The sequence below is a fragment of the Sulfitobacter sp. TMED3 genome, assembly GCF_002167505.1.
GTDB lineage: Bacteria > Pseudomonadota > Alphaproteobacteria > Rhodobacterales > Rhodobacteraceae > Sulfitobacter > Sulfitobacter pontiacus.
In genome coordinates this window covers 45,989-69,907 of the sequence record NZ_NHBI01000051.1, presented here as the reverse complement: position 1 = coordinate 69,907, position 23,919 = coordinate 45,989, and the positions used below count along the sequence as shown (strand labels likewise).

17 protein-coding genes are annotated in these 23,919 nt (G+C 59.0%); 12 read left to right on the top strand and 5 right to left on the bottom strand.

Annotation, left to right across the window (positions count from 1 at the left end; translation table 11 throughout):
* Window positions 1-19: 19 nt before the first annotated feature.
* The 5 genes from CBB63_RS12985 to CBB63_RS12965 all read left to right on the top strand — a co-directional run bounded on the left by CBB63_RS12985 (window position 20) and on the right by CBB63_RS12965 (window position 9,361).
* Window positions 20-2,788, top strand: a complete 2,769-nt coding sequence (locus CBB63_RS12985) for a TRAP transporter permease (RefSeq protein ID WP_286699447.1) — start codon at window positions 20-22, stop codon at window positions 2,786-2,788.
* Window positions 2,789-2,955: 167 nt separating this feature from the next.
* Window positions 2,956-4,062 (top strand): carbon-nitrogen hydrolase family protein, encoded by a 1,107-nt coding sequence (locus CBB63_RS12980; protein ID WP_286699446.1) that lies wholly within the window; start codon window positions 2,956-2,958, stop codon window positions 4,060-4,062.
* An 83-nt stretch (window positions 4,063-4,145) separates the two neighbouring features.
* The gene (locus CBB63_RS12975; RefSeq protein ID WP_286699445.1) at window positions 4,146-6,884 is read left to right on the top strand and encodes an aminotransferase class I/II-fold pyridoxal phosphate-dependent enzyme; all 2,739 of its coding nucleotides are present in this window, start codon (window positions 4,146-4,148) and stop codon (window positions 6,882-6,884) included.
* Between the two features lie 23 nt (window positions 6,885-6,907).
* A complete protein-coding gene (locus CBB63_RS12970; RefSeq protein WP_286699444.1) occupies window positions 6,908-8,368 on the top strand; it encodes a biotin carboxylase in 1,461 nt (486 codons plus the stop codon).
* An 18-nt stretch (window positions 8,369-8,386) separates the two neighbouring features.
* A complete protein-coding gene (locus tag CBB63_RS12965) occupies window positions 8,387-9,361 on the top strand; it encodes a C45 family autoproteolytic acyltransferase/hydrolase (RefSeq protein WP_286699443.1) in 975 nt (324 codons plus the stop codon).
* A 66-nt stretch (window positions 9,362-9,427) separates the two neighbouring features.
* Here the strand turns inward: CBB63_RS12965 and CBB63_RS12960 are convergent, their stop codons facing one another.
* Window positions 9,428-9,988, bottom strand: a complete 561-nt coding sequence (locus tag CBB63_RS12960) for a type 1 glutamine amidotransferase domain-containing protein (protein ID WP_286699442.1) — start codon at window positions 9,986-9,988, stop codon at window positions 9,428-9,430.
* A gap of 166 nt (window positions 9,989-10,154) precedes the next feature.
* Here CBB63_RS12960 and CBB63_RS12955 point away from each other — a divergent pair, with 166 nt between their 5' ends.
* From CBB63_RS12955 to CBB63_RS12925, 7 genes are all read left to right on the top strand, one after another.
* Window positions 10,155-10,802 (top strand): paraquat-inducible protein A, encoded by a 648-nt coding sequence (locus tag CBB63_RS12955; protein ID WP_286699441.1) that lies wholly within the window; start codon window positions 10,155-10,157, stop codon window positions 10,800-10,802.
* A gap of 11 nt (window positions 10,803-10,813) precedes the next feature.
* Entirely contained in the window at window positions 10,814-11,419 is a 606-nt protein-coding gene (locus tag CBB63_RS12950) for a paraquat-inducible protein A (RefSeq protein ID WP_286699440.1), read from the top strand.
* A complete protein-coding gene (locus tag CBB63_RS12945) occupies window positions 11,385-13,496 on the top strand; it encodes an MlaD family protein (protein ID WP_502695926.1) in 2,112 nt (703 codons plus the stop codon). The genes CBB63_RS12950 and CBB63_RS12945 overlap by 35 nt, the downstream gene beginning before the upstream one ends.
* 3 nt (window positions 13,497-13,499) lie before the next feature.
* Window positions 13,500-14,063: a PqiC family protein gene (locus CBB63_RS12940; protein ID WP_286699438.1), complete on the top strand. Its 564-nt coding sequence runs from the start codon at window positions 13,500-13,502 to the stop codon at window positions 14,061-14,063.
* Window positions 14,064-14,282: 219 nt separating this feature from the next.
* Window positions 14,283-16,418, top strand: coding sequence for a polysaccharide biosynthesis tyrosine autokinase (locus CBB63_RS12935; RefSeq protein WP_502695925.1), 2,136 nt, complete (start codon window positions 14,283-14,285; stop codon window positions 16,416-16,418).
* Between the two features lie 112 nt (window positions 16,419-16,530).
* A complete protein-coding gene (locus CBB63_RS12930; protein WP_286699436.1) occupies window positions 16,531-17,544 on the top strand; it encodes a hypothetical protein in 1,014 nt (337 codons plus the stop codon).
* Window positions 17,545-17,562: 18 nt separating this feature from the next.
* Window positions 17,563-19,125, top strand: a complete 1,563-nt coding sequence (locus CBB63_RS12925) for a substrate-binding domain-containing protein (RefSeq protein WP_286699435.1) — start codon at window positions 17,563-17,565, stop codon at window positions 19,123-19,125.
* Between the two features lie 3 nt (window positions 19,126-19,128).
* Here CBB63_RS12925 and CBB63_RS12920 read toward each other — a convergent pair whose 3' ends face one another.
* From CBB63_RS12920 to dnaK, 4 genes are all read right to left on the bottom strand, one after another.
* Complete coding sequence (locus CBB63_RS12920; RefSeq protein WP_502695930.1) at window positions 19,129-19,680, bottom strand: hemerythrin domain-containing protein; 552 nt, start codon at window positions 19,678-19,680, stop codon at window positions 19,129-19,131.
* A gap of 100 nt (window positions 19,681-19,780) precedes the next feature.
* Window positions 19,781-20,542: a RadC family protein gene (gene radC / locus CBB63_RS12915; RefSeq protein WP_286699433.1), complete on the bottom strand. Its 762-nt coding sequence runs from the start codon at window positions 20,540-20,542 to the stop codon at window positions 19,781-19,783.
* Window positions 20,543-20,648: 106 nt separating this feature from the next.
* Window positions 20,649-21,806, bottom strand: a complete 1,158-nt coding sequence (gene dnaJ / locus CBB63_RS12910) for a molecular chaperone DnaJ (protein WP_286699432.1) — start codon at window positions 21,804-21,806, stop codon at window positions 20,649-20,651.
* A gap of 77 nt (window positions 21,807-21,883) precedes the next feature.
* A complete protein-coding gene (gene dnaK, locus CBB63_RS12905; protein WP_005850585.1) occupies window positions 21,884-23,791 on the bottom strand; it encodes a molecular chaperone DnaK in 1,908 nt (635 codons plus the stop codon).
* Window positions 23,792-23,919: the final 128 nt, after the last annotated feature.

The following is a 23,919-nucleotide window of genomic DNA, read 5'->3' as shown; positions in this document are numbered from 1 at the left end:
GGCCGCCAAGGGGACGAAGATGTCACAGAACGATCAACACCAAGCCGCCGCTGTAGAAGCCGAAGCCGCCGGAAAAGGCGGGTTGAGCCAAAGCGAACTGGACGAACTTGTCGCGTCTTCGGACACGGGCGGCAGGTCAGCGACCGGAAGCGTTGGCGTTTTTTTGGCGCTGACCGCGCTGGCGTGGTCGCTGTTCCAGCTGTGGATCGCCTCCCCGCTTCCTTTTGTTTTCGGCTGGGGTGTTTTTAACGATACCGAAGCCCGGTCAATCCACCTGGCCTTTGCTATTTTCCTTGGCATCGCCGCCTTCCCCGCCGCGCGCACCAAGGTGCAGCTGGGGCTGGGGATTATCGTGCCCGTCGTGCTGGCCTATCTGTTCATGGTCGCGGCCAAAGACGGCACGCCGACCTGGTGGATCCCGCTGGTCGCCATCGTCATTGTCGCATGTGTCGTGCTTGGATCGCCCAAAGACCGTATCCCCTTGTGGGAATGGGCCCTGGCGCTGGTTGGCGCGGCCGCTGCGTTGTATCTGTTTGTGTATTATCGCGAAATCTCGGGCCGTGTCGGTGCACCGAACATGCAAGATACGGTTGTTTTCGTGATCGGCATCATGATCCTGCTAGAGGCAACGCGCCGCGCCCTCGGGCCCGCGCTGATGATCGTTGCGTCGGTCTTCCTTGTCTATAACGTCTTGGGGCCGATGATGCCGGATATCATCGCGCATAAGGGCAACTCGCTTTCTGAGATCGTGAACCACCAGTGGATCACCACCGAAGGTGTGTTCGGCATCGCGCTTGGTGTGTCGACGTCTTTCGTATTCCTCTTCGTCCTGTTCGGCGCGCTGCTGGATAAGGCCGGTGCNGGNAACTATTTCATCCAGGTCGCCTTCAGCATGATGGGCCACATGAAAGGCGGGCCGGCGAAGGCTGCTGTTGTGTCCTCTGCCATGACGGGGCTGATTTCCGGCTCCTCTATCGCCAACGTCGTGACCACGGGGACATTTACCATTCCGCTGATGAAAAAGGTGGGGTTCAGCTCTGAAAAGGCCGGCGCGGTCGAGGTTGCGTCTTCGGTCAACGGTCAGATCATGCCGCCCGTCATGGGGGCCGCGGCCTTCCTGATGGTTGAATATGTGGGCATCCCCTATTTCGACGTGGTGAAACACGCGTTTCTGCCNGCGGTGATCTCNTACATCGCGCTGGTGTATATTGTGCANCTCGAAGCGCTGAAGGCCGGTATGGTCGGGNTGGAACGCCCCTATACGCCCAAGCCGATTGTGCAGCGCTTGCTGGTGTCCGCCTTTATCATCGCCTGCATCTGCGCGCTGAGCTTTGCTGTCTACTATGGCATGGGCTGGCTGCGTCCTGCCTTCCCGAACAGCGCGGGCTATATCATCTTTGCCTTGCTGACCGCGGTCTATGCCGGTCTGCTGTATATCGGGTCGAAGGAAGAGCCGCTGGTTCTGGATGATCCGAACGAGCCGGTGACACGTCTGCCTTTGCCCGGTCCAACGGTGCGGTCGGGCCTGCACTTTATCCTGCCGATCGTCGTTCTGGTCTGGGCCTTGATGGTGGATCGTCTGTCCCCTGGCCTGTCAGCGTTCTGGGCCACGACCTACATGATCTTTATCCTCGTGACACAGCGCCCGCTGATGGCGATTTTCCGGGGCGAAAGCCAGTTTGCCAATGATGTGGTCGCGGGGGTGCGCGACCTGATCGACGGCTTGGTCGTCGGGGCGCGCAATATGATCGGTATCGGGATCGCCACNGCNACCGCNGGTATCATCGTGGGCGTNGTCAGCCAGACCGGCGTTGGNTCGGCGCTTGCCGATGTGGTCGAGGTTCTGTCGGGCGGCAATATCCTTGCGATCCTGTTCCTGACCGCGATCCTGTCGCTGATCCTTGGGATGGGGTTGCCGACAACGGCNAACTATATCGTTGTGTCGGCNCTGCTGGCACCTGTCATTGTGACACTGGGGCAGCAGAACGGTCTGATCGTGCCGCTGATCGCCGTGCACCTGTTCGTATTCTACTTTGGCATNATGGCTGATGTGACGCCTCCGGTCGGGCTGGCGAGCTTTGCCGCCGCGGCTGTGTCNGGTGGGGATCCGATCAAGACCGGTGTCGTCGCGTTCTTCTACAGCTTGCGGACGGCGGCGCTGCCGTTCCTGTTCATCTTCAACACCGAACTNCTGNTGATTGATGTGACGATGGTGCAGGGTATATTCGTCTTCATTGTCGCGACCTTTGCGATGCTGTTGTTTGCAGCGGCGACCCAGGGCTGGTTCCTTGCGCGNAACCGCTTCTACGAGACGATTGCCCTCTTGCTGATCGCCTTTACCCTGTTCCGGCCCGGTTTCTGGATGGATATGGTCTTTCCGCCCTATACCGAAGAAGCACCGGCCGAGATTGTNCAGGCCGCGGCCGACACACCGCTTGGNGAGGATCTGCGCCTGCGCGTCGCNGGTATCAATGATCTGGGTGATCCGATCGAATTTGTCGCCCTTCTGCCNATCAANGANGGCACCACGGGCGAAGAACGGCTGGAGGCTGCCGGCGTGATNACCCGTGTCGAGGGCGACCAGATGTTCATCGACGACGTTCTGTACAACTCTGCCGCGCAATCGGCGGGTCTGGATTGGGACCAAGAGGTGCTGCGCGTGCTCAAACCCGTCGCAACCCCAAGTAAATACTGGATGTTTATNCCTGCGCTGTTGTTGCTGGCCCTCGTGGTCGTCATGCAACGGGGCCGCAATGCACGTGCGGCCCACAAAGCAGCGGTGGTGTAGCAAATTAGTTTGTGCATGTTACGCATAGAAGCCATGCAAATGACGGTGGGTTCGCCATCACGTCACGTGTTTAATATTCCCAACAATGGGAGTATGGACTTGTCACCTTGGGCGTATGGGCGGAGTATTTCCGGCCCCTTCCGCCCGTTTGGACGGAGTGACAAGTTATGACACCTTTTGCGATTGCAGGCGTGCAGATGTACGTCAACGCGCTGGAGTCCAACGTCGATGGCATGATCCAGCGACTGGACATCCTGATGGCGCGTTTTCCCTGGACCCAGATGGTCCTGTTTTCCGAGCTCGCCCCCTTNGGCCCGCTTGACCGGTTTGCATTGCCCCCCGAGAATGAAACGCTCGAGGTGTTTCAGGCNGCTGCACGCAAGCACCGTGTCTGGCTGATCCCCGGTTCCATGTTCCTCAAGAACCCCGAGGACGGGCGCGTGTACAACACCGCCGTGGTGATCAACCCCGAGGGCGAGATCATCCGCCGCTACGCCAAGATGTTCCCGTTCCGGCCCTATGAATCCGGCATCGCGGCNGGCACCGAATTCTGTGTGTTCGACGTGCCGGAAGTCGGGCGTTTCGGCTTGTCGATCTGCTATGACATGTGGTTCCCCGAAACCACGCGCCAGTTGACCAGCCAAGGCGTCGAGGTTCTGCTGACACCGGTTCTGACCGGCACCACCGACCGCGACGCAGAGCTGGCGATTGCCCGCGCGACCGCGGCGCAGTTCCAGTGCTATGTCTTTGCNGTCAACGGTCTGGGCGCAGGTGGCGTCGGTAAATCGCTGGTCGTCGATCCGACATCGATGGTCCTGCACCAGTCCGCCGGTCAGGAAGACATGTTCCCGATCGAAGTCGATCTGTCGATGGTGCGTCGTCAGCGCGAAACCGGCATGAAGGGTCTGGGGCAGGTGCTTAAATCCTTCCGCGACCGGTCTACCGACTTCTCGATCTATGACCGTTCCAGCGGGACGGACGCCTATCTGAACACGCTTGGCCCGCTTGAGGTGCCCCATCAGGGNACCCGCGCCGGTCTGCACGTCGATGTGCCCGCGCAGCGGGTACCGGACGCGCCCGTGTTCAAAGGGCATGAAACAACGACACCTGCGGTTCAGCCGGGCTTTGCCCCCGAACCGCTACCAAATCCAACGGCGGGGACTGCCAATATCACGGCCCCTGCCGAAACACCTGTGGCTCCGGCTGCAGCGACACCAAATCCACCCGTAAAGCCCGGTGATCTGCCGGGCAGCGGGCCGACATCTAGCGGCTAGGCTGCGGCGTTCAGGTCCGGCGCTTTTCAAAAGTGCCGGACACCGGGATGCAGCAGTCGACCGCCCAAAGCGGAGTACGATTGATGCATTCTATGAACGATTATTCGTCGGCAATTCAGCTGAGGTCCGACCGATGGAGCGCGCTGCGTGAAGCGGCNAGCGGCCTGACCCGCGCCACCACAGCCAAGGAAANCGANGCCCTGCGCAGCAAATGCGCCGCGCTGTTTGACTCCCTGTCGCTGATCGAACCCTATTGGGCCTTTCCGGGCATGGCGGCGTTCGAACACCTGCAGCGGATGCTGAATAACAACAGCTTTGACGACATGGCCTTTGCGGTGAACCGCATCACGCGNGCGCTGACAACAGGGGCCTATCGCCGTCGCACCATCCCGCTGGAACGCGACAGCATCGATCACGACGAACATGACGACGAGGCGATGCTGTCCCCCGAGGCGCGGGCGCTGACCAAACCGTATTTCGAGGTGCTGATCGTCGATGATGTGAACGACCAGCAAGAGCGCTGGCTGAAATCCAACGTCAGCCGGATGCGCCGCCCCGAAGACCCGTTCCACTACGAAGCCGTGGTGGTCAAATCCATCGAAGACGCGCTGATCGCGGTGCTGTTCAACCACAACATCCAGGCCATCGTTGTGCGCCCGGGCCTGACGCTCAAGTCCAAGATGGACGAGACGATACTGGTNCGCTACCTCGCCCGCGCNGGNGGGCAGGAGGAGATCGACAAGCTCCAGCCCGAGAACTACGGCCCCGANCTNTGCCGCATGATCGCCAAGGTTCGCCCCGAGCTGGACGCCTATCTGGTGACCGAACGGTCGGTCGAGGATATCGCGGGTCTGGATCTGGGGATTTGCCGTCGGGTCTTTTATAACCAAGAAGACTTTATGGAGCTGCATCTGAACATTTTGCGCGGGGTGCAGGCGCGGAACAAATCGCCNTTCTTCACGGCNCTTGTCGAATATTCCAAACANCCCACGGGCGTTTTCCACGCGATGCCGATCAGCCGCGGCAAGTCGATCACGCGGTCGCATTGGATTCAGGACATGGGCGCGTTCTACGGGCCGAACATCTTTTTGGCCGAAACCTCTGCCACCTCGGGCGGGCTGGACAGCTTGCTTGAACCGCACGGGCCGATAAAAGAGGCGCAAGAGCTTGCCAGTCGCGCCTTCGGGTCCAAGCAAACGTTCTTTGCCACGAACGGGACATCGACTTGCAACAAGATCGTGGTGCAGGCCTTGGTACGCCCCGGTGACATCGTGCTGGTCGATCGCGATTGCCACAAATCCCACCACTACGGGATGGTGCTGGCGGGGGCGCAGGTGTGCTANCTTGATAGCTANCCGCTGAATGAATATTCCATGTACGGTGCCGTGCCCCTGCGCGAGATCAAGCATCAGCTTCTGGCGCTCAAGGCCGCGGGCAAGCTGGATCAGGTGCGCATGTTGCTGCTGACAAACTGCACCTTTGACGGGCTGGTCTATAACGTCGAACGGGTGATGGAGGAATGTCTGGCGATCAAGCCTGACCTCATNTTCCTGTGGGACGAGGCGTGGTTCGCTTTTGCCCGTTTCAACCCGACCTACCGCCAGCGTACGGGCATGAACGCAGCCAATACGCTGCGCGCGCGGTTCAAGTCGGACGACCACCGCGTCGCCTATGAAAAGCAGCAGGCTGAACTGAAGGATGCCGACGACGAGACGCTGCTGAACACGCGGTTGATCCCTGCACCGGATTCGCGGGTGCGGGTCTATACCACGCAATCGACCCANAAAACGCTCACATCCCTGCGGCAGGGGTCGATGATTCACGTGAATGATCAGGACTTTAAGGGCGAGGTCGAACAAAGCTTCCACGAAGCCTATATGACCCATACCTCGACCTCGCCGAACTACCAGATCATCGCCTCGCTTGATGTGGGGCGACGACAGGTAGAGCTTGAAGGCTTTGAATTCGTGCAGCGCCAGATCGAGGCCGCTTTGTCCATGCGTCGTGCGATTGCCGACCACCCGCTGCTGAGCAAATACTTCAAGGTGCTGACAGCGGGCGACATGATCCCCGAGGAATACCGCGAAAGCGGGGTGACCAGCTATTACCATCANGAACAGGGCTGGACCGATATGTGGGACTGCTGGGAGAAAGACCAGTTCGTCCTTGATGCCAGCCGCGTNACGCTGCTGGTCGGCGGGACGGGCTGGGACGGTGACACGTTCAAGACCGATATCCTGATGGATAAATACGGCATCCAGATCAACAAGACATCGCGCAACACGGTCTTGTTCATGACNAATATCGGCACCACGCGGTCCAGCGTGGCCTATCTGATCGAGGTGCTGGTCGAGATCGCGAAATCGCTGGATGACCGTCTGGATGACGCCAGCAAGATGGAGCGTCGGTCTTTCGACAACCGCGTCGCCAACCTGATGGAGAACTACCCGCCGCTGCCGGACTTCAGCCGCTTTCACGAGGCCTTCCGCAACGACGACGTCACCTCCGAAGGGGATATCCGCACGGCGTTNTTCCTCGCNTATGACGAGAAGAACACNGATTACCTNGAGCTGAACGGCACGCTGAAAGAGGCGATGGACGCCAANCAGACGGTCGTGTCCGCCAGCTTTATCATCCCCTATCCCCCCGGCTTTCCNATCCTCGTCCCCGGACAGGTGGTAAGCCAGGAAATCCTGTCGTTCATGCGGAATTTGGACGTCAGCGAAATCCACGGTTACCGCCCCGATCTGGGGCTGCGCGTCTTTACGGATGCGGCGCTGAAACGGGTGCGCAAGAAAAACCTGTCGTCTTCACCTGACTAAGATTAANCAAAGGACCAAATATCATGGCAACGACTGTTCTCAAGAATATCTCGGAAATTCGTCGGTTCTTTCACCGTAACGAAGACCCTGTTTACTTTATCTCGGCCACGAACTTTAACCTTCTTGGTCTCGATGAGTGGGTGAAAAACTTTAAGTATATCTGCTACATCGACTGCTACGGCGGCAAGCACCCCAATGTGTTCTGCCCCTCGGAACAGCCCCACGCTGAATTCCAGAGCATCGAAGACATCAACAACTATCTGTTGCAGCACAAAGAAGTCATCGATTTCGTCAAGCGGCGCGGTGGCAAGCCCAAGTTCGTGTTCCTGATGTTCGACGAGGAAACCGAACGCCTGTCGAAAGAACTGGGGGCGGATGTCTGGTTCCCCAAGGCCAAGCTGCGCCAAAAGATGGACAACAAGATCGAAACCGTGCGGATCGGCAACAAGGCCGGTGTGCCGTCGGTGCCGAACGTGCTGGCCGAGGTCAAGGATTACGAAGACCTCAAGAAGACCTGCGAGAAGGCCGGGATCGGTCACGATCTGGTGCTGCAATCCGCCTTTGGTGACAGTGGCCACACGACGTTCTTTATCAAGTCCGAAGCAGACTTCCGCCGTCATGAATCCGAGATCGTCGGCGAGGGCGAGATCAAGATCATGAAGCGGATNGACTGNCGCGGTTCCGCGATCGAGGCTTGNGCCACCAAGGAGGGCACGATCGTTGGCCCCTTGATGACGGANCTGGTCGGTTTCAAGGATCTGACGCCCTATCGCGGGGGCTGGTGTGGCAANGAAATCCTGTCGACCGCCTTCCCGCCCAAGGTCCGNCAGAAAGCGCGCGAGCTGACCTATAAGTTCGGCGAACAGCTGCGCAAGGAAGGTTATCGCGGCTATTTCGAGCTCGACTTCCTGATCGACAAAAAGACCGGTGACATCTGGCTGGGCGAGCTGAACCCGCGCATCACGGGCGCGTCGTCGATGACGAACCACGCCGCCTTTGCCCATGCGGATGCGCCCTTGTTCCTGTTCCACCTGCTGGAATTCAGCAAGAAGAAGTTCAATCTGGATGTAGAAGAGCTGAACAACCGTTGGGCCGACCCCGAGATGATCGACGGCTGGAGCCAGATGGTGATCAAACATACCGAAGACAGCGTCGATATCTGCNCCGAAGCGCCCGAAACAGGCATTTACAAGATGTTGGAAGATGGCCGCGTTGTGTTCGACCGTTTCGATTATCACCGTCGCGCCGTNGAGTCCGAGAACGAAGCGTTCTTCCTGCGCATCCTGCAACCGGGTGATTACCGCTATGAAGGGGCCGATATTGGCATCCTTGTGACCCGCGGTCGGTCGATGACGAAGTCTTTCCAGTTGAATGAGCGCGCGAAAAAGTGGATCCACGGGATCAAGCAATCGGTGAACGGTCGTCCTCTGCCCGTCGCAGAGGCGGGTCCGGCGATGTCTGATCCGGCGTTCAAAATCCTCTAAGCACCGAAAGGGCAGCACATGCTGTGGCGTGCCATTTCAGAAGAANTGCCCGGTCCCAAATGGGCCGGGCTTTTCGCCGAATANTGGCCNNNCTACCGTAAATGGTGGCTGAAGGAGGGCGAGCCCGCNCGCCCGACCTATGCCGAATGTCGTCGTGCGCTCAAGGCGCATATGCCNGACCTCATCCCGCTGTACGAAGATCTATGTGATCAGGCGGGCGGGGGTGATCTGGCGGCAAGGTTCCTGAGCTTTTACTGCCCGCCGCCCTATCTNTCGGGATGCAGTCNGGCGGTTTGGGGNGGCAAGGAACCTGTCATGGTGCGCAACTATGACTATAACACCAACGCTTTCGACAGTCTGGTGCTGCACACCGGCTGGAAGGGGCGCCGCGTGATGGGCACCTCTGACGGGTTGTTCGGGCTNGTNGANGGGGTGAACGANGCGGGGCTGTCNATNTCGCTCACCTTTGGGGGCCGTCGTGTGGTGGGGGTGGGCTTTGGCGTGCCGCTGATCCTGCGCTATGTGCTGCAAACCTGCGAGACTGCCGAGCAAGCGGGCGAAATTCTGGCACGTGTGCCGACCCACATGAGCTATAACGTCACCGTGCTGGACCGCAAACGCAAGTATCTGACGGCGCTGATGGCACCGGACCGGCCNGCNATCATCACCAAGGCAGCGGTGGCGACCAACCATCAGGAGAANGTCGAATGGATCAGCCATGCGCGCTTTACGGCGACGGTTGAACGNGAAAGATATCTGCTGCAACGGTTGCGGTTCCACCGTGATCCGGAAGAGAAATTCATCAACACNTTCCTGAAACCGCCGCTNTATTCGCACCAGTTCAACGCAGGCTTCGGCACGCTGTATACCGCTGTCTATCGCCCCCGCAAACGCGAGATGGAGCANCGCTGGCCCGGAACCGTCTGGCATCAGAAGCTGGACGCGTTCGAGGAAGGNTCGCGCAACGTCCTGATGCCGGGGGTNGTGGCGTAACTNTNTCCCTGCGCACGAAAAAAGGCGGGGCNCATNCCCCGCCTTGGTGTTTCGCTGTNGCCTAATTCAAGCGGCTTTGCGGTTGTGTTCACCTTCTTCGACTTCCTCGACGATCTTGGNNATAAACGCATCCAGATCNTCGGGGGAGCGGCTGGTGATGATGCCTTGGTCCACNACGACTTCGCTGTCCTCGTAATGCGCACCGGCGTTTTTCACATCCGTCGCGATTGAGGCGTAGGAGGTTGCGGCGCGGCCTTTGATAATGCCTGCTTCGATCAGCAGCCAAGGGGCGTGGCAGATCGCGGCAACGGTCTTGCCCGCGTCAGCAAAGCTTTTGATCAGCGATACGGCGTCCTTGTTGGCGCGCAGCAGGTCGGGGTTGATCTGACCGCCGGGCAGGACAATCGCGTCGTAGTCACCAACAGTGACATCCGACAGGGCTTTGTCGGCAGCAACTGTATTGCCCCAGTCGTCTTTGTCCCAGCCCTTGATATCTTCGCCATCGGGGGTGGCAACATGCACGGTGGCCCCTTTGGCCTTGAGGTCATTCAACGGGCGCTCCAGCTCGGATTGCTCGAAACCATTGGTGGATAGGATCAGAATTTTCGCGTCTGTGATCTGTGTCATTAGAAAGCTCCTTTCATCTTCGCTATCTTCACCGACACAACAAAGACACTGCGCGAATGTTCCAGCGCTGGAACCTGCATTGACGGGATTCCGCCGACGTGGAGGATGAATTTTTCGTGTCCAGAATTCGATACACACGGTTTGTGATCTCCTTTATACCAAGGGGATGAAAGACACTGTCGACCCTGCACCATCCGTCAATCTGGAGGAGATTATCGTCTGCCCCCAATGCGACGCCGTGTACCACCTCAAGGTGCCCAAGGTCGGCGAGAAGGCGGTGTGCGAACGGTGCCACACCGTCTTGATCGAACCGCGCAAAAAGGCGGGGCTGAAGATCATTGCCATCGCCATTGCCACCTTTGTTCTGATCCTTGGCGCGACGTTCTTTCCGTTTCTGGATATTGATGCGGCGGGCAACAAGAACTCTGTCTCTGTGATGGANGCGGCNCTGGCGTTTTCCAGCGGGCCGCTTTTGCTGNTGTCGCTGGCGACGGCTGCCTTGATCATGCTGGTGCCCTTGGCGCGGGTGATGCTGACGCTTTATGTACTGGTCCCCATCGTGCTGGACCTGCCGCCCGCACGCCACGCNATGCAGGCGTTCCGCCTGTCGCAAGCGNTGCAACCGTGGTCGATGGCCGAGATTTTCGCGCTTGGCTGTGCCGTGGCGCTGGTGAAGATTGCCGATCTGGCAACTGTGGGGTTTGGGCCAGCTTTCTGGATGTTTTGTGGTTTGGTTGTTCTGATTGTGGCGCAGGACAAATTCATGTGTAAATGGTCGGTATGGAATTCGCTGGAAAATCCCAAAAAATCCTAAGCGCCCGCGANATGGGGTTGGTGGCCTGCACACGGTGNACCCGTGCGTGGCCTATCGGCACGCCTGTCTGCCAACGCTGCGGCCACAAGATGCTGTCGCGNGACTTNGGCAGTATGCAGCGGGTCTGGGCGTTCTGGGTCGTGGGGCTGATGTGCTATATCCCCGCCAATATGTACCCGATGNTGAAAACGCGGACCCTGTTTCAGGTGGATGAAAGCACCATCGTCGGCGGTGCGGTCGAACTGGCGCATCACGGCTCCTACGGTATTGCCTTTATCATCCTGCTCGCGTCGGTCGCGATCCCGCTGGCCAAGTTCTGGGCAATCGCCTATCTGGCGGTCAGCGTTAAGACGCGTAATGCGGCGGCACATCGGTCGCGCCATGTGATGTATGAAATTGTAGAGTATATCGGCCGCTGGTCTATGATCGATATCTTTGTGGTTGCGATCCTCTCGTCGCTGGTGCAACTCAAAACCCTTGCGACCATTAACCCCGGCCCTGCGAGCATGTTTTTCGCCTTGTCGGTCATTTTTACCATGCTTTCTGCACAGGCCTTCGACTCCAGACTGATCTGGGACACGAATGCTTTCGATGGGGACCCCGATCAACATGTCTGACACGCCACCCGAGGTTAAGGTTAAATCCGCGCGCAAACTGTTCCTGAGCGGCGCGTCGATCGTCTGGATCATTCCGATCCTGGCGTTGGTTGCGGCTTTGGGTGTTGCGTTCAACAGCTACAATTCCCGCGGTCCGGTGATTTTTGTCGAATTTGACAAAGGCGCCGGCATCAAGGCGGGCGAGACCGAATTGCGTTACCGTGACGTGACCGTTGGCCGGGTCGAGGAAGTCGGCTTTACCACCGGTCTGGGCAAGGTCGTCGCGTCGATCCGCGTGGACAAGAATGTGGCCCCCTTTATCGACGCCAGCGCGTCCTTCTGGATCGTCCAGCCCGAGGTTTCGGCGCAGGGGATCTCGGGGTTGGGTACGGTGCTCAGCGGCGTCTATATCGAGGGCAGCTGGAATGACGAAGTGGGCGATTTTGCCGAACGGTTCGTCGGGTCGGATTCGCCACCGCTGATCCGCGCCGGGCAATCCGGTCTGCAAATCGCCTTCCGCACCGTTGGCAACGGCACCCTGACCGATGATGCCCCGATCCTGTATCGCGGGATCGAGGTGGGCCGTCTGGGCAAGGCAGAGATCGCCCCACGCGGGAACTTTGCCATCGTAGAGGCGCTGATTTACGAAGAGCACCGCAACCTGATCAACAGCAGCACACGCTTCTGGGACAGCTCTGGTTTCAGCCTCTCCCTCGGGCCAGGTGGTGCCGAGATCGACTTTCAGTCCATTGCGACGCTTATCGGGGGCGGGGTGACGTTTGATACATTCGTTTCCGGCGGCGACCGCGTGCAAGACGGCACCGTCTTCGACATTTTCCCAAGCAAGGAAGACGCTCGCAGCGCGGTTTTCAACGCCTCGGAAGTCGAGCCGCTGCTGATCAACGTGATCTTTGATGAAAACGTTTCCGGACTGGCCGTCGGCGCCCCTGTCGAGCTGAGCGGTCTGAACATCGGCGAGGTCGACACCCTTGCCGGTATCGTGGATTACGACCAGTTTGGTGACAGCCGCGTCCGGTTGAACGTGACGCTGGCCATCCAGCCCGCGCGGCTTGGCCTGCCGGGGGANGTATCCGCCGAAAGCGCGCTGGCGTTCTTGCAGGACCGTGTTGTGAACGGTCTGCGCGCGCGGCTTGCCTCTGCCAGCCTGTTGACCGGTGGTCTGAAGGTTGAACTGGTGGTGGTCGAAGACGCGCCAAGCGGGCGTCTGGTGGCCGCGGGCGAAAACTTCCCTGTTATGCCGACGACCAAGAACGAAACATCAGATGCCGCTGCCACCGTCGAAGGTGTCTTTAGCCGCATCAACAACCTGCCCATCGAAGAGTTGCTGAACAGCGCCATCGGTCTGATGAATTCACTACAGGCTTTTGTTGGCAGCGACGAGCTGCAACAGACCCCGCGCGATGTCCGCACGTTGATCAACGAGGTCACGGGGCTGGTATCGTCGGATGAGGTGCAGAATATCCCCGTATCGCTGAACGCCACGCTGCTGCGTGTCGAGACGCTGGTCGCGACACTCGAGGAAGAGCAGATGGCGAAACGTCTGCTGGATGCGGTCGACTCCGTCTCGGAGGCCGCCACATCCTTCAGCACCTCGACCGAGGGCGTGCCCGAACTGGTCGAAGAGATGCAGGCCGTCGCCGCCAAGGCAAGCGAGCTGGAACTGCAACAGCTGGTGGACGAGTTGACCGCGCTGACCCGCTCTGCCGATCAGGTGATTGGTACACCGGACGCCGTGGCGCTGCCCGGATCGCTGAAAAACGCCTTGGACGAGCTGAACTATACGCTGCAGGAACTGCGCGAAGGCGGCGCGGTCGAGAACGTGAACCAGACGCTGGCATCAGCGCGTAACGCGGCGGATAATATCGCGGTGTCGGCACAAGACCTGCCACAGATCGTGAACCGTCTGTCGACCCTGTTCACGCAGGCAGAGCGTACAATTGAAGGGTACAACAAGGGTGATCAGATCAGCCGTACCGCACAAGAAACCATGCGTGATATCCAAAAAGCAGCCGATGCGCTTGCATCCTTGGCGCGCACCATTGAACGTAACCCCAATTCATTGTTGCTGGGACGGTAAAATATGAACGTTGTAAAAAGTATCGCAAGCCTTGGTCTCGTGGCCTTTCTTGCCGCTTGTGGATCCGCAGATCGCTATGCCGTGGACATGCCCCCGGTCACAGAGCAGGTGAGCATCCGCTTCACTTCGGTCGAAGTGCGTGACGTATCGCTGCCCAGCTATGCGGCTGCCGATGAAATCCACGTGCGCAAATCGAACGGCACGTTGGTGAGCTCTTCCGACGAACTTTGGGCGGATTCGCCCGAGCGGGCCGTCGCCTTGGAATTGAGCGAGAACCTGTCGCGCCTCACCAACCGNCGGATCGCATCCGAGCCTTGGCCATTCGAAGCCTATCCCGATGCGCGGCTTGAGCTGCGGTTCACCGAATTGCTGGCCGCTGAAACAGGCCAGTTCCGCGCCTCGGGCCAGTATTTCGTCGCCGTATCCACCGGTGGAAGCGAACGATCGGGGTTGTTTGACCTGACCGTGGCTTTCGACCCCAAGGGGGGTCCGGCTGCCATAGCGGCGGCACGGGGGCAACTGATCCTTGATTTGGCCAGCTATATCGCCAAGAATGGACTAAAGTGACGTAATTCCAGCGCGATTTCCCGATAGGGGACAATTTTACACGACTTTTGATTGAATTTTTTTCATAAGGATTTAGCAAGGCCGCCATCACCCTTTGGGCGCAATCGCATAACAGGCAGACCTTCTTCATCTCATGCCCGTTGACGCTACCTGCGATACCGCGGGCATCTTGCCTGATACATTACTTTTAGCCAGTTCTGGCAATGATCAACGGACCACATGCATATGATGAACCAAAGCCAATCGAACTTTTCCGGGCCCAGGGACGAAGATGACGACACCATCGATCTTGGCGCGCTGATTGGTACGTTGTGGCGCGGCAAACTGATTATCGCTGCTGTCACACTGATCTTCATGCTGCTGGCGGGGTACTATGCCTATGGCGTGGCTGTGCCGACCTATCGGTCCACCGCGGTTGTGGTTCTGGACACCAAAGAAGACAGCATCGTGGACCTGCAGGCCGTGGTTGGCGGGTTCTCGGGCGATAGCACCGAGGTCAATACAGAGGTCGAGGTACTGCGGTCCCGTGGGTTGGCAGGCAAAGTTGTCGACCGGCTGAACCTGATTGATGACCCTGAGTTTAACGGCGAACTGCGCGAACCATCCATGATCGGTGGCATGATCTCTGGCCTCAAGGGGATGCTGTCTTCGGGGGCACCCGAAGAAGAGCTGGACCCCGAGCTTCAGAAAGCCAAAACCCGCGATGCGGTTGTGCAGGCTTTGCTGGACAAGGTCTCGGTTTCTAACATCCGCCAAAGCCTTGTGTTCAACGTCACGGCTGAAACGGAATCTCCGGTTAAATCTGCCCAGATCGCGAATACGATTGTTGAACTGTACATCCTCAACCAGATCGAAGTGAAATTCGAGGCGACGGAAAAAGCGACTGAATGGCTAAGCAACCGTGTGTCCGAGCTTCAGATCGAGCTTGAGAATGCCGAAAAGAAAGTATCCGAATTTACGGCGCGCACTCAACTGGTTTCGATCGAAGGGCTGCAAGCGCTTGAGCGTCAGATCAAAGAGCTGCGTGACCGCATTGATGGTGCTGCTTTGACGCGCGAAGCGCTTGAAACACGCCTTGCCGACCTAGAGGCTGCGCAAACGCCCGATGAAAAGCTCGACGCCGCGCAAGACGCCGCACTGACGCGTATCTTTAGCAACGGGCTGTCGTCGGAGACGAACCAGACGGCATTTGATTTACGATTTGATACAGTGATGACGCGGGTTCGGGCCGATCTTGTGCGCAGCACGCAACAACTTGAGGCGCTGCGCAACTCGGAAAAAGAGCTTGGGGAGCAGCTGGCCTCGCAAGGACAAGACCTGATTGAGCTGCAACAGCTGACCCGTGAATCCGAAGCAACGCGTCTGCTGTATGAATATTTCCTGACCCGCCTCAAAGAGACCTCTGCCCAAGAAGGTATCCAGAAGGCCGACAGCCGCATGCTATCTAGCTCGGTCGTGCCAAATTCACCAAGCGCGCCGAAGAAATCGCAGATCATTGCGCTGGCGATGATCCTCGGGGCGATGGTCGGCTCGGGGCTCGTGCTGCTGCGCGAATTCAGAACCCGCACGTTCCGCACCGCGAACGAGCTTGAGCAACATACCGGCTATACAGTGATCGGGCAGATCCCGCTGATCCCAACGCGTCACCGCAAGGACACGCTCAAGTATCTGTCGGACAAGCCGACGTCTGCCGCCGCCGAAGCGATCCGCAACCTGCGCACCTCGCTGATGCTGTCGAACCTCGACAAAAAGCCGCAGGTCATCGTATCGACCTCGTCCATCCCGGGGGAGGGTAAAACCACCGTCTCGCTGTCGCTGGCGAAATTCCTGTCCGGTCTGGGCAAATCCGTCCTGCTGGTCGAAGGCGATATCCGCCGCCGCACGCTGAATGAATACTTCCCCGAAATGCCGCGCAACGGCATCGCGTCTGTCCTGAACGGCGATGTGAAATTCGCCGATGCGATCCATACGCCAGACGGTTTCGGCGCGGATGTTCTGGGCGGCGAAAAGACCAATGTGAACGCGGCGGATATCTTCTCCTCCGATCGGTTCAAATCCTTTATCTCCGAGATGCGCGATCAGTATGACTTCATCATCATCGACACGCCGCCTGTGCTGGTTGTGCCGGATGCTCGTATCATCTCGCAGAATGCCGACGCGATCCTGTTCTCTGTGAAATGGGACAGCACGAACAAGGGACTGGTCGAGGAAGCGATGCGTTTCTTCCACAACTCGAACCAGCGGATCACCGGTCTTGTGCTCAGCCAGATCGATGAGAAAGGCATGAAACGCTATGGCTATGGCGGCGAATACGGTGCCTATGGGGCCTACGGCAAGGGCTATTACGACAGCTAAGCAAGGCTTGGGCATGCCTCAAAACTGCCCAAATCTTTCCCCTCAAGGGTCATAACAGGGCCGCTCTGCTAGGCGATATTCATTGGGAAGTTATCCCAGTGAGGACCCTCAGATGGCACGTATGAAAGAGATCGCGACAGCTGCTGGCACGCTCGCCTGCGCTTTGGGCATCGGCTACGTGATGCAAAGCTCTGACGCTGCGACAGCCCGCTATGGCTCTGACGCCGCTGTGAAAGAGCAAGAGCTGCGCCGGCTAAGCAACGAGAATGCCGTGCTCGAGGTCGAAGACATCGTCCTCACCTCGGCCGAGTTCAATGCAGCCCCGCTGGAGCCCACGGTGGAGCTGCCCGATTCTGCCCCCGTCATGTTGGCCGCTGCAAGCGCGGACGAACCGATCTCTCGCCCAGTTTCCGCCCCAATTGCGACGGAGCCAGCGGCCACACAGACTTGCGATATCACCGCAAACGCGCGCCCCGTCGCGGCAGCTATGGTGAACCTCACACTGGCTGCGCCCTGCATGCCAAACGAACGGATCACGGTGCATCACAGCGGCATGATCTTTACCCAAACGACATCTGACACCGGCGCGCTGGACATTACCGTTCCTGCGCTTGCGCAGGATGCGACCTTTGTCATCGCTTTCGGAAACGGCGAAGGTGCGATTGCGGATGCGAAGATTGATGATCTGGCCGAATTTGACCGCGTGGTTCTGCAATGGAAGGGCGACACGGGTTTCCAGATGCACGCCCGCGAATTCGGGTCCGACTATGATGGTTCGGGCCATGTCTGGGCTGGCAAGCCGCGCAGCGTTGCCTCTGCGATCACCGGTGAAGGCGGATTTATGACTGTGAACGGCGACCTCAGCGCGGCAGAGCCACTGGTGGCCGAGGTGTACACATTCCCCGCTGCGATGGAAAACGCCGATGCCCGCGTTGCGCTGACCGTGGAAGCCGAAGTGATCCAGGCGAACTGCGGCCAGGAGATAGAGGCGCAATCGATCGAACTGCTTGGCGATGCCACGCTCAGAACCCGCGACCTAAGCATCGCAGTGCCGGATTGTGATGCGGTCGGCAGCTTTCTTGTGTTGAATAATCTGCTCCAAGACATGAAGGTTGCGGGACACTAACGCAACGCTTGGGGTCTTATGATCACGATTATACGTGCGGCGGTTCTCGCCGCACTTTTCTTATGTTCGGCGACGCTGTCCGCAGGGGCGCAGGATGTCGCGCTTTCCTCCCGCGATGGTAAGATTGAACTAAGCGGCACCTTGCTGGGCTTTGATGGCGAGTTCTACCGCGTCGAAACCGAATATGGCGAGCTGACGATCGACAGCACCGGCGTTCAATGCGAAGGGCCGGGCTGCCCCAATCTGGACCCTTTCGTCGCCGAGCTGCAGCTTTCGGGATCGGCCACGATGGGCGAAGTGTTGATGCCTGCCTTGATAGACGGGTTCGCGCAGCGCAACGGCTATACCGCTGTGCGCGAGGATGAAGACGAACACCGCTTTACCTACCGGTTGATCGACGAAAAAAGTGAACAAACCGTTGCATTGTTCATGTTTCGGGCAAGCAACAGTGACGAAGGCTTTGCCGATCTACTGGCGGACGAGGCGGATATCGTGATGTCCCTGCGCGAAATGCGCCCCGAAGAGCGGGTCCGCGCGCGCGAGGCGGGGTTGGGTGATATGACGGGCCTGAACCGCAGTCGCGTGCTGTCGCTTGATGCTGTGGTGCCGGTGGTGTCGGCCTCGAACCCGGTCAAGGAGATCTCTCCGTTGATGTTGGCGCGGGCTTTTGCGGGGAAGGTGACCAACTGGCAGGCGCTTGGCGGGCCGGACGCACCCATTGATCTGCATCTGCCCGATACCAGCAGCGGGCTGGCACAGGCGATCAGTGATCAGGTGATGCGGCCCGCGACGCTGATGTTCACCGACAATATCACCCGCCATGCCCGCCCTGCCGATCTGGCGGAAGCGGTGGCAAACGACAGTTTCGCGCTTGGCATCACCAGCTATGCCGAACAGCGTGATACCGATGTGTTGACGCTCTCTGGCCGCTGTGGCTTTGCGCTCGATGCCTCGCGCCGCACCATCAAGACCGAAGATTACCCGCTGACCGCGCCGATGTTTCTGTACTTTCCGGCCCGCCGTCTGCCGCAGGTGGCGCGTGAGTTTCTGGCCTTTACCCGCAGCCCTGCGGCGCAGATCGTGATCCGGCGCGCGGGGTTTGTGGATCAGACGCCCGAGGAGATCCCCGTCGAGGATCAGGGCAACCGATTTACAAACGCGATTGCTGTGGCGGGGCCGGAAAACACGCTTGAGGAACTACAGCGGATGAATGCGGCATTGAAGCCCATGGCGCGGCTGTCGACCTCTTTCCGGTTCGAGGCGGGATCGGTGCGTCTGGATGCACAATCGCGGTCAAACGTGCAGCAACTCGCCCGTGCGCTCGAGGTGGGGCAGTACGACGCGCGCCGTTTGTTGTTCGTGGGGTTCAGTGACGGGCAGGGCGCGTCTTTCGCCAACCGTGACATCGCGCTGCGTCGGGCAGAAGCCGTGCGGCAAGCGGTGATCACCGCGGCGGTGACCGCCAATCTGGAACGTGTGACGCTGGATCTGGACGCCTTTGGCGAGGCGATGCCAATGGCCTGTGATGATACCGCATGGGGGCGTCAGGCCAACCGGCGGGTAGAGGTCTGGGTGCGCTAAACCCTAGCGAAACTGGGGCGGGGCGTATTTCAGNANCACCGGCACGACCANTTCTTCTTCGTCGATCAGATGGCGGTTCAGCATGGGNTTGAACGCATCCAGCCGCTGTTTCATGGCCGCGGTACTGTCNAGGAAACCTGCCGCGTCCCCCTCATGGCGCAGGACGGTATTCGCCGTCTCGGCCAGATCGTTCAAAATACCATCAAGACTGTGGTGGTCGCGATCCAAAATCTCGAACCCTTGCGCCGCNCNTNGGTCAAGCTGCGCCATCACCGGAAAATACTGGGCATCCTCGATATGGTGGTGACCGTGCAGCTCGTTGATCAACATCCCGCCGAAACGCGACAGTTTGCGTTTGTAGGTCTCGGGCGGCTCGACGCGGTCCATCGCCAGTTGCGCGTCCCCCTCCATCTGNTCCANCAGACGGCGGAACATCATATGACGATCCAACCAGAACGCGATCAGGCGGGAGTAATTCGGGTTCTCCTCCCAACCGTCGCGGGGGAAGGCTTTGATCAACGCACGCAACGGATCGGGCAGGCCATCGCGCTGCATCAGGGAAAGCGGGTCGGGGGGCGGCGTATTGGACATAGGCCAAAGCTAGTGCCGAGGGGTGATCCGGTAAANTNCGCAAATTCGAACACGACAGTTGCGCTTATAAGTACCCTTCGCTGCGAAAACTAAGCTCGCGTGATTTGCCGATGATCAGATGGTCNTGCAGGGTCAGCCCAAGGGCGCTGCAGGCTGCGAAAATCTGCTGCGTCATGNCGATGTCGGCTTGNGATGGNGTAGGGTCGCCCGAGGGGTGGTTATGCACCAGAATAAGCGCGCTGGCGTTCAGTTCAAGCGCGCGTTTGGCGACCTCTCGCGGGTAGACGGGGACGTGATCGACAGTGCCCTTGCCCTGTTCCTCATCGCCGATGACGACGTTCTTGCGGTCCAGATANATGACGCGGAACTGTTCGGTTTCGCGGTGCGCCATCGTGGTGTGNCAATANTCAAGCAGAGCGTCCCAGCCTGANAGCACATGCTGNCGCATCACCCTNGANCGCGCCATACGGTGGGCTGCGGCTTCAATCACCTTAAGCTCGACAATCACNGCGTCGCCCACGCCCGAGATATCCCTAAGCCGNGGNTCNGGCGCGGTGATCACGCGGTTGAAGTCGCCGAACCTGTCCATNAGNGCACGGGCCAGCGGTTTGACATCACGGCGCGGGATGGCGCGGAAGAGCACCAGTTCAAGCAGTTCATAGTCCGGGATCGCTGCGGCACCGCCCTGCATAAAGCGTGCGCGCAAACGTTGTCGGTGATCCGCGATATACGACGGCTGTTTGCCCGATGCTGGCGGTGCGGGCACCGCTTCGTCCCCCAGAAANGGCAGGCGCGGGTCNGAGAAGTGAGCGTTGTTGCGTCCCATTGGCCCAGCTTGCGGCCAAAGAGGTTATCATCCCGTTAACGCGGGCNGGGGCANAAACAAAAAGGGCGGAGCCTGCGCCCCGCCCGATGTTTTGTATGCTCAGGTNTTACCCTTTCATCGAATCCCAGAAGGATTTCACCGACGAAAAGAAGCTGCTGCTTTCAGGATTGTTGTTGGAGGATTCCTTTTCGAANTCCTGCAACAATTCCTTTTGGCGGCTGGTCAGGTTCACCGGCGTTTCGACTGCCAGTTCGATGATCATATCGCCCGTGCCACCCCCACGCAGCGGGGGCATACCCTTGCCGCGCAGACGCATCTGGCGACCGGACTGGCTGCCCGCAGGGATTTGCACGCGGCCACGACCACCGTCGATCGTTGGCACCTCGATGCTGCCCCCAAGGGCGGCGGTGCTCATCGAAACGGGAACGCGGCAGAACAGGTTTGGCCCGTCGCGTTCGAACAGCTTGTGGTCCTGCACCTCGATAAAGATGTACAGATCACCNGACGGCCCGCCGCGCATGCCTGCTTCGCCTTCGCCGGCCAGACGNATACGTGTGCCGGTTTCAACGCCCGCAGGGATGTTCACCGACAGCGCACGGTCTTTTTCAACACGCCCGGCACCGCGGCAGGATTTACAGGGGTTCTTGACGATCTGACCCATGCCCGAACAGGTCGGACAGGTGCGTTCGACCGTGAAAAANCCCTGTTGAGCACGGACCNTGCCCATACCGGAACAGGTGGGGCAGGTGGTCGGCTCTGCGCCGCCTTCTGACCCGGAACCGTTACAGGAATCGCAGGCCACAGAGGTGGGCACGTTGATCGACTTCTGCATGCCCCGATACGCGTCTTCGAGCGTAATCCCGAGGTTATAGCGCAGATCGGCACCGCGNGCGGCACGGCGTCCGCCGCCNCCCCGNTGGCCNCCCATGAAGTCGCCGAACAGGTCGTCAAACACGTCAGAGAACGCCGAAGAGAAGTCGCCCTGACCGCCGCCGCCAAAGCCGCCGCCACGATGGCCACCGCCACCGCCCATACCCCCTTCAAAGGCCGCATGACCATACCGGTCATAGGCGGCTTTCTTTTCGGGGTCTTTCAGGACTTCGTAAGCTTCGTTCGCTTCTTTGAACTGGGCTTCGGCATTGGGGTTGTCGGCATTGCGATCGGGGTGCAATTCCTTGGCTTTGGTGCGGTAGCCCTTTTTGATCTCGTCGGCAGAGGCACCTTTAGCGACGCCGAGCGTCTCGTAGTAATCACGTTTGGCCATGAATTAGCTCCTACGCTGGAACGTGACGGGCCGGCCCGGCAAGCGGACCGGCCCCTTCAGTGGTTCCGTGGGCGTGCTTACGCGCGCTTGTTATCGTCCAGATCTTCGAAATCGGCATCGACGATATCGTCGTCACCTTCGGGTGCATCCGCAGCCGGGGCAACGTCTTCGTTTTCGTCCTGAGCCGCCTTGTAGATGGCTTCGCCCAGTTTCATCGCCGCTTCGGTAACGTTCTGGATACCGTTGTTGATCTTATCAACATTGTCGGTCGCCAGTTCGTCGTTCAGTGCAGCAATGGCCAGTTCGATCGCTTCGACGGTGGTCGGGTCAACCTTGTCAGAATGCTCTTCCAGCGACTTCTCGGTCGAGTGGATCAGCGATTCCGCTTGGTTTTTCGCCTCGATCAATGCGCGGCGCTCTTTGTCGGCGTCGGCATTTTCTTCGGCGTCTTTCACCATCTTTTCGATATCCGCATCGGACAGACCGCCGGATGCTTGGATCGTGATCTTCTGCTCTTTGCCTGTCCCTTTATCCAGCGCGCCTACGGCAACGATACCGTTTGCGTCGATGTCAAAGGTCACTTCGATCTGGGGCATGCCGCGGGGTGCGGGTGGGATGCTTTCCAGATTGAACGCGCCAAGGATCTTGTTGTCCGCAGCCATTTCACGCTCCCCTTGGAAGACGCGGATGGTCACGGCGCTTTGGTTATCCTCGGCGGTCGAGAAGACCTGCGACTTCTTCGTCGGGATCGTGGTGTTGCGGTCGATCAGACGGGTGAACACGCCACCCAGCGTTTCGATACCAAGGCTCAGCGGTGTCACGTCCAGCAGAACAACGTCTTTGACGTCGCCTTGCAGAACACCGGCCTGAATGGCCGCACCCAAAGCAACAACCTCGTCAGGGTTAACACCCTTATGGGGCTCTTTGCCGAAGAACTTGGTCACTTCCTCGATGACGCGCGGCATACGGGTCATACCGCCGACCAGAACGACTTCGTCGATCTCGGATGCGGATACACCGGCATCTTTCAACGCTGCTGCGCATGGCTTCATCGACGCTTTGATCAGGTCACCAACCAATTGCTCCAGCTTGGAGCGGGTCAGCTTCATCACCATGTGCAGTGGCGAGCCATCTTTGCCCATCGAGATGAACGGCTGGTTGATCTCTGTCTGGCTTGCGCTGGACAGTTCGATCTTGGCCTTCTCTGCCGCTTCTTTCAGACGCTGAAGCGCCATCTTGTCTTGGGTCAGGTCGACGCCGTTGGTCTTTTTGAATTCATCCGCAAGGTAGTTCACGATGCGCATGTCGAAGTCTTCACCGCCGAGGAACGTGTCACCGTTGGTGGATTTCACTTCGAACAGGCCATCGTCGATCTCAAGGATGGTCACGTCGAACGTACCGCCGCCAAGGTCATAGACCGCGATGGTTTGCGTGTCTTTCTTGTCCAGACCATAGGCCAGGGCCGCCGCTGTCGGTTCGTTGATGATCCGCAGCACTTCCAGACCGGCAATCTTGCCCGCGTCTTTGGTCGCCTGACGCTGAGCGTCGTTAAAGTAGGCAGGCACAGTGATCACGGCCTGGGTGACTTCTTCGCCCAGATAGGATTCCGCTGTTTCCTTCATTTTGCCAAGGATGAACGCAGAGATTTGCGAGGGGGAGTATTTCTCGCCCTTGGCTTGTACCCATGCGTCACCGTTCCCACCGTCCATGACGGTGAAGGGCAGGTTCTTTTTGTCCTTGGCCAGATCCGCGTCGTCATTGCGACGGCCGATAAGACGTTTCACGCCGAAAATTGTGTTGTCGGGGTTGGTAACCGCTTGCCGTTTGGCAGGCTGCCCAACCAGACGTTCGTCGTCTGTGAACGCAACGATGGAGGGCGTGGTGCGCGCGCCTTCGGCGTTTTCGATAACGCGAGGCTGGCTGCCGTCCATGATGGCGATACAGCTGTTTGTCGTTCCTAGGTCGATACCAATAACTTTGGCCATGTTTGATCCCTCTTTTACTCAAGGCGATGACACGAAGCGCAGGCCCGTTGTGGCACCTTTGCCCCGATCTTTTTCACCAAAGGCCGGATGCCTTTAGCGGTTCTCGGCGTATATAAGGAGCAGATATG